Source organism: Streptomyces oryzae (genome assembly GCF_017676365.1).
Taxonomy (GTDB): domain Bacteria; phylum Actinomycetota; class Actinomycetes; order Streptomycetales; family Streptomycetaceae; genus Streptomyces; species Streptomyces oryzae.
Map to the genome: position 1 here is coordinate 1 of NZ_JADKMA010000008.1, position 12,549 is coordinate 12,549.

The window sequence follows — 12,549 nt, forward strand, 5'->3', positions numbered from 1 at the left end:
GGTTCGCAGGGTGGCTCTTCTGGGACGGGGGAGTACGCGTATCCGGGTTCGCCGTCGGAGGGTCCGGGCAGTACCAGTGAGATTCCCCGGATCACCCCGGACGGCCCCGCCGACACCGGCGAATACGCACAGTCCGGCAGCCCCGACGGCCCCGGGCACACCGGGCAGTTCGCCCGCCCCCAGGCAGGCGGCGGCCCCGGCGACACCACCCAGTTCGCCCGCCCCTCCTTCGAGGGTCCGGCACCGGCCCGCGCCTCGGACGGTGAGAGCCGCCCGAGTTGGGCCAGGCCCGAGCAGAGCCCCGGTGACGAGGACACCCCGCGCGGCCACGACGAGCCCGAGGGCACCGGCGAGTACGCCGCCCCCGGCTACCCGGGTGGCGGCCAGGACTCCCGCCATCAGCAGGGCATGGACCCGGCCGAGGGCATCCCCTCCGTCCCGCCGGCCCCGGCGGACGCCCCGACGCCGATCTTCGCGTCCATGGAGTCCAACTGGTTCCGCGGTCCCGGCCGGCCCGAGCCGGGCCGGCCCACCCCGCACGCGCCGTCGCAGCAGGGGCAGGACCAGCCCGAGCAGACGCCCGGCGCCGGCCCGGAAAGCATCGGTGCCGGCACCGGAGCGGAGGGTCCCGGCCGGCAGCCGTCCCAGGCGGCGACCCCGCGCCCGGGTCAGCCCGCCTCGGCCGTCCCGCCACTGCCCCAGCGGCAGGGGGCGCAGGGCAGCGCCGGAGAGACGGGCCAGAGCGGTGCCGCTCCCGACGCCGGCTGGGGAGCCTCACCCAACGACGAGCGCTGGCGGCAAGCCGAACAGCTTCGCCAGCCCGCAGCCGGCGGAGTGACGACCTCGGGTCTGCCTCGCCGGGTGCCCCGCGCCAACCTTGTCGCGGGCACGGCGCAGCAGCAGTCCTCCGCACAGTCCGGTCCTCAGGTCTCCCGTGCGCCGGACGACGTGCGTGGTCGGCTGACCAATCTCCGCCGCGGTATCCAGCAGGGCCGACAGGCCGGTACGGACAACCGCGGTGCGGGTCCCACCTATCAGCAGGAGCGTTAGTTGAGTCCGATGAGCCAGGCTGCGCAGAATCTGAACTGGTTGATCACCAACTTCGTGGAGAACACCCCCGGGGTGTCGCACACGGTGGTGGTCTCCGCCGACGGCCTGCTTCTGGCCATGTCGGAGGGCTTCCCGCGGGACCGCGCCGATCAGCTGGCAGCGGTTGCCTCGGGGCTCACGTCGCTGACCGCGGGAGCTTCCCGCATTTTCGAGGGTGGTGCGGTCAACCAGACGGTGGTGGAGATGGAGAGAGGGTTCCTCTTCATCATGTCCATCTCCGACGGCTCCTCGCTCGCCGTCCTCGCCCACCCCGAGGCAGACATCGGCCTCATCGGCTACGAGATGGCGCTCCTGGTGGACCGTGCAGGAAGCGTACTCACTCCAGACGTACGCGCGGAACTGCAGGGAAGCATTCTCAACTGATCATCACGCTCCCCCCACCTGAGCACCACAGTCCGTTCGCCGACCCCATGCCTCGCTCGGAGGAGCCATGACCCCGCCGCCCGCTTCGCACGATCCGTACGGTGTGCACAATGCCCATGCGCCGTACGGTGGTGAGGGCGACCAGCCACTGGTGCGTCCCTACGCCATGACGGGTGGCCGGACCCGGCCGCGCTATCAGCTCGCCATAGAGGCCCTGGTGAGCAGCAACGCGGATCCGATGCAGCTGCAGGGGCTGCTGCCGGAGCACCAGCGCATCTGCCACCTGTGCCAGGAGGTCAAATCGGTCGCGGAGATTTCCGCGCTGCTCGCCATCCCGCTCGGGGTGGCCCGCATTCTCGTCGCCGACCTCGCCGAGGCCGGGATGGTGGCCATCCACCAGCCGGGCAGCGCCTCGGACCCGGGCGGCGCCCCCGACGTGACGTTGCTGGAAAGGGTGCTCAGTGGACTTCGTAAGCTCTAGCCCGCAGATGGACCCCGCCGGGCGTCAGCCGAACCCGCCGGTGGGACCGATGGGTTCCATGGGACAGGCCGGCCAGCAGGGTTACGGCACGCCGGCGGCCGGGCGCGCGACGACCTCCGCGAAGATCGTGGTGGCCGGTGGCTTCGGCGTGGGCAAGACGACCTTCGTCGGTGCGGTCTCGGAGATCAACCCGCTGCGCACCGAGGCCGTGATGACCTCTGCCTCGGCCGGTATCGACGATCTGAGCCACACGGCGGGCAAGACCACCACCACGGTGGCGATGGACTTCGGCCGTATCACCCTCGATGACGATCTGATCCTGTATCTGTTCGGTACGCCGGGTCAGGACCGGTTCTGGTTCATGTGGGACGACCTGGTGCGCGGCGCCATCGGCGCGGTGGTGCTGGTGGACACCCGCCGGCTGGCGGACTGCTTCCCTGCGGTGGACTACTTCGAGAACAGCGGGCTGCCGTTCGTCATCGCTCTCAACGGCTTCGACGGTCACCAGCCCTATTCGCCGGAGGAAGTACGCGAGGCCCTTCAGATCGGCCCCGACACCCCCATCATCACCACGGACGCACGGCAGCGTGCCGAGGCCAAGAGCGGGCTGATCACACTGGTGGAACACGCGCTGCTGGCCCGCCTCAAGTAGTGCGGCGGACCGTCCCCACCGGCAGCGGCGCAGCCGCCCCGAGGGCCGTGACGCGGCAGAGAACCGCGCCCCCGGGGAGGCTGTGTTTTTCGCCATGCCCGGGAACCGTGACGGCCTCACGTTCATAACGTTTCGACAGAGAATTACGCCCACGTGAACACGGCGGGCGCGCGGAACGTCTCACTCTGCGTACGAATCCCGGTCCATTTGGCGCCGCAAGGCCCCAATGCCCGTTTTTCCGCGGACCGGTTTCCTGGTCTCTCCTCGCCCTCCGTAATGCGTCAACTGTTTGGAGGGAGCGGTCGTGACGTGCTGGAATTCCCTGAACTCAGCAGTAGCGCAGGCGCAGGCTGTCAGGGGGCGCCGCGCACCGAGAGGTGAGAAGTCGAGTGAGGCGAACGACCAGGGGTACGTCGGGACCGGCAGCAGAGGGTTCCGCGCGAGAGGGCTCTGCGGGGTCGAGGGGCAACTTCACCCCTCCGCAGCGTCCTGCCGCACCGCGCGGTCCGTATGCCTCCGCTTCCCAGCCGCCGCCCGCGGTCGGCACCGGCAGCCGGTGGTCGGCGCGCAACTGGCGCGTGCCCACCCGGCTGAACGCGATCCTGCTCATACCCGTGCTCGTCGCCCTCGTCTTCGGCGGCTTCAAGGTCCAGTCCGACATCTCCGCCTGGCAGGACGCCAAGGAGGCCCAGCGTACGGCCGAACTGGTCGAGGCAGCAGCGAATTACGGCAACGCCCTGATCGACGAGCGCGACCACACCGCCGAGCCGCTGCTGAAGGGCCAGAAGAACGACCCCGAGGTCCGCAAGGCCCGCGCCGCGACCGACCGGGTCGCCAAGGAGTTCAAGAGCGCCGCCTCCCATCTGCCGGACAACCCGGGGCTGAAGCGACGGCTGGCCGCGTTCGAGAAGGTCGAGCCCCGGCTGCCGGTGGTCCGCGAGACCGCGTACTCCAAGGACCTGCCCGGTGTGCAGACCGAAGAGGCTTACGTCACCATCCAGCACCCGCTGATGGAGTTCGCCAACGAGCTCGGGCTGGGCACCGGAAACGTCACCTCCTACGGCCGTACCGTCTACGCCATCTCGCTGGCCAAGGCAGCCGAGTCCCTTCAGCGGTCGCTGGGCACCCATCTGATGGTCAAGCCCGGCTCCTCCCGCAAGGACAAGAAGTCCCAGCTGACCGCGCTGGCCTCCTACCGCTATCTGGAGCGCATCGCACTGGGCGAGTACACCTCCGGCGGGCGCCCTGAGGACGTGCGGCTGCTCAAGGAGGAGACCGCCAAGGCCGAGCAGCTGGGCCGGCAGCAGGCCCAGGCCGCGAAGGAGCACGCGGCGGCCACGGGCAAGAAGTTCGTCCAGCCGCCCTCCATGGGCAAGATGGTGGCGGCCATCGGCTCCGGAGCCGGCCCCCGATCGCTGGCCGCCAAGGGCATCACCACCGAGACCTATTTCGCCACCGCAACCGGCACCTTCGACGCCTACCGTGCCGTCGAGTCGAAGCTGACCCGCAACGCGGTCCGGGAGACCGAGCAGATCGCCTCCGACGCCCGCAGGAACGCACTGGTGAACTCGGCGATCGTGCTGGTCGCCCTGCTGCTGGCGTTCGTCATCGCGGGCCGGATGGCCCGCTCGATGAGCCGCAGCATGCGCACGCTGCGCACTGCCGCCTTCGACGTGGCCCAGCAGCGGCTGCCGATGCTGGTCGACCAGCTCTCGCGTGCCGAGCCGGGCCGGGTGGACACCCGCGTCCAGCCCATCCCGATCATCAGCAGCGACGAGATCGGCGAGGTCGCCCGCGCCTTCGACCAGGTGCACCGCGAGGCCGTACGGCTCGCAGCCGAACAGGCGTTGCTGCGCGGCAACGTCAACGCGATCTTCACCAACCTCTCCCGCCGCAACCAGGGCCTCATCGAGCGCCAGCTGGAGCTGGTCACGGAGATGGAGAACAGCGAGGCGGACCCGGACCAGCTGGAGAAGCTGTTCCGGATGGACCACCTCGCCACCCGTATGCGCCGCAACGGCGAGAACCTGCTGGTCCTCGCCGGTGAGGAGCCGGGCCGCCGGTGGACGGAGCCGGTGCCGCTGGTCGACATCCTGCGCGCCGCATCCTCCGAGGTGGAGCACTACGACCGCATCGAGGTCAGCGGCATCCCGGAAACGGAGATCCACGGCCAGGTCGTCAACGACCTCGTCCATCTGCTCGCCGAGCTGCTGGAGAACGCGGCGTCGTTCTCCTCGCCGCAGAGCAAGGTGCGGGTCACCGCGACCCGGCTGCCGGACGGCCGGATGATGATCGAGATCCATGACAAGGGCATCGGTCTGACCGCCGAGGACTTCGCGGACATCAACCACAAGCTGGCCAACCCACCGACGGTGGACGCCGCCGTCTCCCAGCGCATGGGCCTGTTCGTGGTGGGCCGCCTCGCCGACCGGCACGGCATCCGCGTCCAGCTGCGCCCCTCGGGCGAGCAGGCGGGCACCACCTCGCTGGTGATGCTGCCCGACGCCATCACCCACGGCGGGGGAGGGGAGGAGGACTCCGAGGAGGACTTCACCGTCTCCCGGATCGTCCCCGAGCAGCCTCGCGAGCCCAGCGCGCTCGACTCCCGCTCCGCCGCAGAACTGGGCTTCGACGACTCGCAGTACGGCTCCGGCGAGCAGTCCCTGCCGCTCGGCTCGGTGGGCCGCTCGCGGTTCCGCGAGGAGCGCCGCGCCGCGCTGGAGGCACCACAGTCCCAGCAACCGCAGCAGCCGCTGCAACAACCCCCGCCGCAGCCCGAGCAGCCCCAGGCCCAGCTCCCTCAGGAGCCGCGGCAGGACTCCCCTCCGCAGGCGCAGCAGCCGTACGACGCGTACCCGCAGGGCGACCCGTACCAGCAGCAGAGCGATCCGTACCCGCAGCGGTACGAGGGCTATGAGGGCTACGACGGGTACGAGCGGACCGGCGAGATCGCCGCGCAGCAGTACACCGGCGGCTATGGCGGCGGCTTCGACGCGGGATACGGCCAGGGCTACGGACAGCCCTACGACGGCCCCGCCGGCCAGCAGCCCCCGCAGCACCAACAGTCCGGCCACGAGGGCGAGTACACCTCGCCGCAGCTGGAAGCGGAATCTTCTCCTGGCGTTCCCCAGGGGGAGGCTGACCGTGTAGGTTTCGACCGTCCGGGTTCCCTCCCGAACGGCAGTCGCACCACGACCGAAGCGGGCCTCCCGCGGCGTGACCCGGGGCGACAGCAGCAGGACGGGGATGCGGAAGCGCAGCATCAGGCCCCCGCACAGGGTTGGGAAGCCCCGGCCGGGGAGTCCGCGGGACAGCCGTCGCAGGAGGAAAGCGGAACCCACCGGTGGAGCGAGAACGACGAACGCTGGAACAAGGCGGGTCAGTTGCGTGCCCCGCAGTCCGGCGGTGTCACCTCGTCCGGACTGCCGCGCCGGGTGCCCAGGGCCAATCTGGTCGCGGGCGCCGCGGAGGACAGCCCGCGGGGTGGCCCCTCGGTCTCCCGCGCGCCCGAGGACGTGCGCGGCAGACTGAGCAACCTGCACCGCGGCGTGCGCCAGGGGCGCACGGCGGGCGATGCCAACCAGAATGACCGACAGGGCTTCGGCCCCGGCAGCACCTACGATCAGGAGCGTTAGTGTGAGCCCGATGAGCCAGGCGGCGCAGAACCTGAACTGGTTGATCACCAACTTCGTGGACAACACCCCCGGGGTGTCCCACACCGTGGTGGTCTCCGCCGACGGACTCCTGCTCGCGATGTCCGAGGGCTTCCCGCGGGACCGCGCCGACCAGCTGGCGGCGGTCGCTTCGGGGCTCACCTCGCTGACGGCGGGCGCATCCAGGATCTTCGAGGGCGGTGGGGTCAACCAGACGGTTGTGGAGATGGAGCGGGGATTCCTCTTCATCATGTCCATCTCCGACGGCTCCTCGCTGGCCGTCCTCGCGCACCCCGAGGCCGACATCGGCTTGGTGGGGTACGAGATGGCGCTGCTGGTCGACCGTGCCGGAGGGGTCCTCACCCCGGATCTGCGAGCGGAACTGCAGGGCAGTCTTCTCAACTAGGGCACAACTGTCCCGTGGCGGTGCGCAACGCGGCCGGGGCGCCATAAGGTGCCGTGAGCGCAACGGCCGTATGTCCGTGAGTCGGAGGAGGAAACGTGGCAACGCCCCCAGGAGGTCCGTCGTCGTACGGCAGTGGTCATGCCGACCAGCCGCAGGACGTCCAGTCGGCCGCGGCCCCGGGCGGGGACGCGCCGTTCCTGAACCGTTTCAACTTCCCCTCGGCCCCGAGCGAGCACGTCCAGCGGTCGGCCGGCCCGCACCCCCAGCAGCCCGGCGGGCAGCAGCACGGCACGCACCCGCAGCACACCGCGCCGCAGCAGCACGGCGGCGAGCCGCAGCACGGAGGCCGGCCTCCGCACCAGCCGCAGCAGGGAGGGCAGCCGCCGCACGGCGCGCCGCCCCCGCAGCGGCAGCCGCAACACCAGCAGAACCCCCAGACCCGTATCCAGCCGGTGCAGCCGGCGCCCGGGGACAGCACGGCAGGCACCCAGCGCGCCGCCGAGCAGTCCCCGCCGCCGCAGCAGCCGCTGGTGCGTCCGTACGCGATGACGGGTGGCCGGACCCGTCCCCGCTACCAGCTCGCCATCGAGGCGCTGGTGCACACCACGGCGGAGACCTCGCAGCTCCAGGGCCAGCTCCCGGAGCACCAGCGGATCTGCCGCCTGTGCTACGAGATCAAGTCGGTTGCCGAGATCTCGGCACTTCTGACCATCCCGCTCGGCGTCGCCCGGATCCTCGTCGCCGACCTGGCCGAGGCCGGACTCGTCGCCATCCACCAGCCTGGCGGTGACGAGACCACCGCCGACGGTCAACCAGACGTGACACTGCTCGAAAGGGTGCTCAGTGGACTTCGGAAGCTCTAGCGCCGGGCCCGTCGGGGGTACGACAGCCCGTTCGACGACCTCCGCGAAGATCGTGGTGGCCGGCGGATTCGGCGTGGGCAAGACGACCTTCGTCGGTGCGGTCTCGGAGATCAACCCGCTGCGCACCGAGGCCGTGATGACCTCTGCCTCGGCCGGTATCGACGACCTGACCCACACGGCGGACAAGACCACCACCACGGTGGCCATGGACTTCGGCCGTATCACCCTGGACCAGGACCTGATCCTGTATCTGTTCGGTACGCCGGGTCAGGACCGGTTCTGGTTCATGTGGGACGACCTGGTGCGCGGCGCGATCGGCGCCGTCGTGCTGGTGGACACCCGCCGGCTGGCGGACTGCTTCCCCGCGGTGGACTACTTCGAGAACAGCGGGCTGCCGTTCGTGATCGCCCTCAACGGCTTCGACGGCCACCAGCCCTACTCGCCCGAAGAGGTCCGCGAAGCCCTGCAGATCGGCCCGGACGCCCCGATCATCACCACGGACGCCCGCCACCGCGCCGACGCCAAGAGCGCGCTGATCACGCTGGTGGAGCACGCGTTGATGGCGCGGCTGCGCTAGCGGCGGGGCACCGCCCCGAAGGAACGGGAGCGGCGGGGAGGGGGCACGGACAACCCCGCCCCGCCCGGCACACCCCGTGGAATACGCTGGGGTCCCAGCCATTGGAACCGGCACCGAAGGACCCCCGTGCGCATCGCAAGATTCTCCCTGGACGGAACCGTAGGTTTCGGCGTCGTCGAGGGCGAGCCCTCAACCCCCGAGGGCCCCGTCCTCGACATCATCAAGGGCCACCCCTTCGCAGAGTTCGAGCGCACGGGCCAGAAGCTCCCCATGAGCAAGGTCCGCATCCTGCCGCCCACGCTGCCCAACAAGGTGGTGGCCATCGGCAGGAACTACGCCGAACACGCCAAGGAGCTCGGCAACGAGGTGCCCGAGCTCCCGGTCACCTTCCTCAAGCCGTCCACCTCGGTGATCGGTCCCAACGACCCGATCGGCTACCCGTCCTTCTCCAACGAGCTGCACCACGAGGCGGAGCTGGCCGTGGTCATCGGCCGGCTGTGCAAGGACGTGCCGCGCGAACGCGCCAAGGACGTCATCCTCGGCTACACCTGCGCCAACGACATCACCGCGCGTGATGTGCAGCGCACGGAGAACCAGTGGGCCCGCGCCAAGGGCTTCGACGGCTCCTGTCCGCTGGGCCCCTGGACGGAGACCGAGCTGGACCCGGCGGACGTCGGCATCATGTGCACGGTCAACGGCGAACAGCGCCAGCTGGGCCGCACCAGCGAGATGATCCGGCCCATCGAGGACCTGATCGTCCACATCACCCAGGCCATGACCCTGCTCCCCGGCGACGTCATCCTCACCGGCACGCCCGCGGGCGTCGGCCCCCTGAACGTCGGCGACGAGGTCGCCGTCACCATCGAAGGAATCGGCACTCTCACCAACAAGGTGATCAAGCGTGACTACTGAGTTCTCCGGGAGGGAAGGGACCGCGGGCACGGATGTCCGCGTACGTTTCTGTCCCTCACCGACCGGTAACCCCCACGTGGGTCTGGTCCGTACCGCCCTGTTCAACTGGGCGTACGCCCGGCACACCGGCGGCACCCTGGTCTTCCGCATCGAGGACACCGACGCGGCGCGCGACTCCGAGGAGTCCTACGAGCAGCTGCTGGACGCGATGCGCTGGCTGGGCCTCGACTGGGACGAAGGCCCGGAGGTGGACGGCCCGCACGGCCCCTACCGCCAGTCCCAGCGGATGGACATCTACGCGGACGTCGCGCGCAAGCTGCTGGACGGCGGCTACGCCTACCCCTGCTACTGCACGGCCGAGGAGCTGGAACAGCGCCGCGAACAGGCCCGCAAGGAGGGCCGCCCCTCCGGCTACGACGGCCGCTGCCGCGAGCTGACCGGTGAACAGATCGCCGCCTACGAGGCCGAGGGCCGCAGCCACGTCGTCCGCTTCCGGATGCCGGACGAGCCGATCACCTTCACCGACCTGGTGCGTGGCGAGATCACCTTCCAGCCGGAGAACGTGACCGACTACGGCATCCTGCGCACCAACGGCGCCCCGCTGTACACGCTGGTCAACCCGGTTGACGACGCGTTGATGGACATCACGCACGTACTGCGCGGCGAGGACCTGCTCTCCTCCACCCCGCGGCAGATCGCGCTGTACAAGGCGCTGATGGAGCTGGGCATCGCCAAGCGGATCCCGGAATTCGGCCATCTGCCCTACGTCATGGGCGAGGGCAACAAGAAGCTCTCCAAGCGCGATCCGCAGTCCTCCCTCAACCTCTACCGGGAGCGCGGCTTCCTCCCCGCCGGCCTGCTCAACTACCTCTCGCTGCTGGGCTGGTCCATCGCCGAGGACCGCGACATCTTCTCCATGGACGAGATGGTCGCGGCCTTCGACATCCACGAGGTCAACTCCAACCCGGCGCGCTTCGACCTGAAGAAGTGCGAGGCCATCAACGCCACGCATCTGCGGGAGATGCCGCTGAAGGACTTCATCGCCGCCTGCGAGCCATGGCTGAAGGCCCCGCACGCCCCCTGGGGCGAGGCGAACTTCTCGCAGCAGGCGTTCGAGGAACTGGCCCCGCTGGCCCAGACCCGGCTGACCGTGCTGGCCGACATCACCGACAACGTCGACTTCCTCTTCCTCGACCGGCCGGTGGAGGACGAGAAGTCCTGGCAGAAGGCGATGAAGGAGGGCTCGGACGCCCTGTTGCGCACGGCACGCGGCAAGCTGGAGACCGCCGACTGGAGCTCCCCGGAAGCCCTCAAGGAGGCCGTCCTGGCCGCCGGTGAGGAGCACGGCCTCAAGCTGGGCAAGGCCCAGGCCCCGGTCCGGGTCGCGGTCACCGGCCGCACCGTCGGCCTGCCCCTCTTCGAATCCCTCCAGGTCCTGGGCAAGAACCGCACTCTGGAACGCATCGACGCGGCCTTGGCCAAGCTCGGTTCGTAGCCGCTGTGGTGGGGACGGTGCCCCTCAGCGGGCAGCGGGAACTCGTTTTGGAGCACCGTCCGCCATCAGGTAATGTTCTTCCTGTCGCCGAACGGGGCAGGCCGCAAAGGCTGGAACCGGAGGCGGCCACCCAAACAAAATCCCCACAGGGGGTTGCGTTTCGGTGGGCTATGGTGTAATTGGCAGCACGACTGATTCTGGTTCAGTTAGTCTAGGTTCGAGTCCTGGTAGCCCAGCAAGATCCGCGTTCGGTTCATTCTGTTCACGTTCTGCGAGATCGAGCCCCCGTTGTGTAGCGGCCTAGCACGCCGCCCTCTCAAGGCGGTAGCGCCGGTTCGAATCCGGTCGGGGGTACGGATTCCGTCCGAGGTCGGCAGGCCCGAGGCCGGAATCACAGATAGGGCCCCCGTTGTGTAGCGGCCTAGCACGCCGCCCTCTCAAGGCGGTAGCGCCGGTTCGAATCCGGTCGGGGGTACTCGATCCACTGAGCCCCCGCACTTTTGGTGCGGGGGCTCAGTCGTGTGCGGGCTCGGGTGTGGAGGGCTCGGTTGTGTGGGGCTCCGCGCCGAGGGCTCGTCCCGCATACGCCGGGTCTCAGCCGCCGAACCGCCGCGCGGACTCCTCCGCCTGCGCCAGCCGCCGCAGACTCAGCAGCACCGGCTCGTAGAGCACGGTCAGCGCCACGCTCGCCTCCACCTGCTCGACTTCACTGGGCAGACCCTCCAGCAGGTCCAGATCCGCCTCGGCGACCTGCGCCGCGATCTGTGCCAACCGCCGCAGATGAGGAGCCTCACAGGGGTAGCCGAGCCGGATGAGCGTGGCGACGGCGTGCAGAAGCGTCTCGTAGGCGGGGGTGCCGGGCCCGAACTCTTCCCACCCGAGGTGTTCCAGCAGACCGTCGATCTCCTGCCGTGCGGTCTGTGTGGCGGCGTCGTCCTCCTCACCGGGATTCGGTCCCTGCGCCGGCCCGGGGAGCGACCAGGCAGCGATACCCAGCCGGGAGTGCTGATCGAGCTCGGTGTCGTCGACGGCGGCCAGCACTTCGCGGGCCGTGGCCACCGGCATCCGGCCCACTTGGATCAGCGCGCGCACCAGCCGCAGCCTGTGCAGGTGTTCCCCGCCGTAGTCGGCCTGAGTGGCGCTGATCCGCTCGCCGGAAGGCAGCAGTCCCTCGCGCAGATAGAACTTGATCGTGGCTGTGGGGACGCCGCTGCGTGCGCTCAACTCGGCCAGCCGCATTCGGGCTCCTCTCTCGGTGCTTGCTTCCTTTGCCTCTCGTGCCGGTATCCCGCTGGCACTTTGCTCGAGATAGTGGCACTATCTAAGCATGGATAGCGTCACTATCCGACACAGTTGGCAGCACGGCCGAGGGGGGTTCCATGGGCAGCAAGGTGATCGAGGGACGCAGGACGGCGGACGCGGACGGGGAGGTGGTCGTCTTCCTGATCGGCATGCGGATCAACCGGCTGCGAGCGGTGCGCAGTTGGCTGCCGGCGCTGCTGGCGATGCCCCGGATGCTGCGCGAACTGGGCGCCGACGACTCCAGCGGTCTGATCTCGGCCCGCTATGTGGTGAGCAGCCCGCGCGAGTTCGCAGTGGTGCAGTACTGGCGCTCCACGGAGCAGCTCTTCGACTACGCGGTGGCCCAGGGCAAGGCGCACCGTCCCGCATGGACTGCGTTCAACCGCCGGATCAAGAAGAGCCGGGGCAGCGTGGGCGTCTGGCACGAGACCTACCGGGTCCCGGCGGGCAGCTATGAGTCCGTCTACGTCGACATGCCCGAATACGGACTCGCGTCCGCGTACGGCTCGGCGCCGGTCGCCACCCGGGGCGACCGGGCTCGCCAGCGGATAGCGGCGGCGTGACGTATCGCACGCGGGTCCGCCCTTTGTCGCGGGCGGCGCTCCGTAGGACGGGGTTTCGCGGCGGCGGCGTTTCGCTGCGAGGTCGCACGGCGCCGTACGCGCCAGGTGCGGGGGAGCGGGGCAGATCGTGCCACGGCCTGCAGCGGCATTCGGCGCCGGACAGCGGGTCGAC

Annotated in this window: 11 protein-coding genes, 3 tRNA genes and 1 pseudogene; 14 read left to right on the forward strand and 1 reads right to left on the reverse strand. The window is 69.8% G+C overall.

Annotated elements, in window-relative coordinates; genetic code table 11:
• The 13 genes and pseudogenes from ITI46_RS02740 to ITI46_RS02800 all read left to right on the forward strand — a co-directional run.
• A pseudogene (locus ITI46_RS02740) lies at nucleotides 1–1,050 on the forward strand (histidine kinase); the annotation flags it as partial.
• Between the two features lie 9 nt (nucleotides 1,051–1,059).
• Nucleotides 1,060–1,473 carry a roadblock/LC7 domain-containing protein gene (locus tag ITI46_RS02745; protein ID WP_209237792.1) on the forward strand — a complete coding sequence of 138 codons (414 nt, stop codon included), beginning with the start codon at nucleotides 1,060–1,062 and terminating at the stop codon, nucleotides 1,471–1,473.
• A 67-nt stretch (nucleotides 1,474–1,540) separates the two neighbouring features.
• Complete coding sequence (locus tag ITI46_RS02750; RefSeq protein WP_209237741.1) at nucleotides 1,541–1,954, forward strand: DUF742 domain-containing protein; 414 nt, start codon at nucleotides 1,541–1,543, stop codon at nucleotides 1,952–1,954.
• Between the two features lie 49 nt (nucleotides 1,955–2,003).
• Nucleotides 2,004–2,606 (forward strand): GTP-binding protein, encoded by a 603-nt coding sequence (locus tag ITI46_RS02755; RefSeq protein WP_372451833.1) that lies wholly within the window; start codon nucleotides 2,004–2,006, stop codon nucleotides 2,604–2,606.
• Nucleotides 2,607–3,184: 578 nt separating this feature from the next.
• Complete coding sequence (locus ITI46_RS02760; protein ID WP_307808038.1) at nucleotides 3,185–6,241, forward strand: sensor histidine kinase; 3,057 nt, start codon at nucleotides 3,185–3,187, stop codon at nucleotides 6,239–6,241.
• A 10-nt stretch (nucleotides 6,242–6,251) separates the two neighbouring features.
• Nucleotides 6,252–6,665: a roadblock/LC7 domain-containing protein gene (locus ITI46_RS02765; RefSeq protein ID WP_037785233.1), complete on the forward strand. Its 414-nt coding sequence runs from the start codon at nucleotides 6,252–6,254 to the stop codon at nucleotides 6,663–6,665.
• Between the two features lie 95 nt (nucleotides 6,666–6,760).
• Entirely contained in the window at nucleotides 6,761–7,528 is a 768-nt protein-coding gene (locus ITI46_RS02770; RefSeq protein WP_209237743.1) for a DUF742 domain-containing protein, read from the forward strand.
• The gene (locus ITI46_RS02775; protein ID WP_079035522.1) at nucleotides 7,509–8,105 is read left to right on the forward strand and encodes a GTP-binding protein; all 597 of its coding nucleotides are present in this window, start codon (nucleotides 7,509–7,511) and stop codon (nucleotides 8,103–8,105) included. The genes ITI46_RS02770 and ITI46_RS02775 overlap by 20 nt, the downstream gene beginning before the upstream one ends.
• 126 nt (nucleotides 8,106–8,231) lie before the next feature.
• On the forward strand, nucleotides 8,232–9,017 hold the full coding sequence (locus ITI46_RS02780) for a fumarylacetoacetate hydrolase family protein (RefSeq protein WP_209237744.1): 786 nt from the start codon (nucleotides 8,232–8,234) through the stop codon (nucleotides 9,015–9,017).
• Complete coding sequence (gene gltX, locus ITI46_RS02785; protein WP_209237745.1) at nucleotides 9,007–10,512, forward strand: glutamate--tRNA ligase; 1,506 nt, start codon at nucleotides 9,007–9,009, stop codon at nucleotides 10,510–10,512. The genes ITI46_RS02780 and gltX overlap by 11 nt, the downstream gene beginning before the upstream one ends.
• A gap of 164 nt (nucleotides 10,513–10,676) precedes the next feature.
• A tRNA-Gln gene (locus ITI46_RS02790) sits at nucleotides 10,677–10,748 on the forward strand.
• Nucleotides 10,749–10,793: 45 nt separating this feature from the next.
• Nucleotides 10,794–10,866 (forward strand) — tRNA-Glu (locus ITI46_RS02795).
• Between the two features lie 48 nt (nucleotides 10,867–10,914).
• Nucleotides 10,915–10,987 (forward strand) — tRNA-Glu (locus tag ITI46_RS02800).
• 119 nt (nucleotides 10,988–11,106) lie between these two features.
• Here ITI46_RS02800 and ITI46_RS02805 read toward each other — a convergent pair.
• Nucleotides 11,107–11,751, reverse strand: coding sequence for a MerR family transcriptional regulator (locus ITI46_RS02805; protein WP_209237746.1), 645 nt, complete (start codon nucleotides 11,749–11,751; stop codon nucleotides 11,107–11,109).
• Nucleotides 11,752–11,891: 140 nt separating this feature from the next.
• Between ITI46_RS02805 and ITI46_RS02810 the strand changes: the two genes are divergently transcribed.
• On the forward strand, nucleotides 11,892–12,377 hold the full coding sequence (locus ITI46_RS02810) for a DUF4188 domain-containing protein (protein ID WP_209237747.1): 486 nt from the start codon (nucleotides 11,892–11,894) through the stop codon (nucleotides 12,375–12,377).
• Nucleotides 12,378–12,549 lie beyond the last annotated feature (172 nt).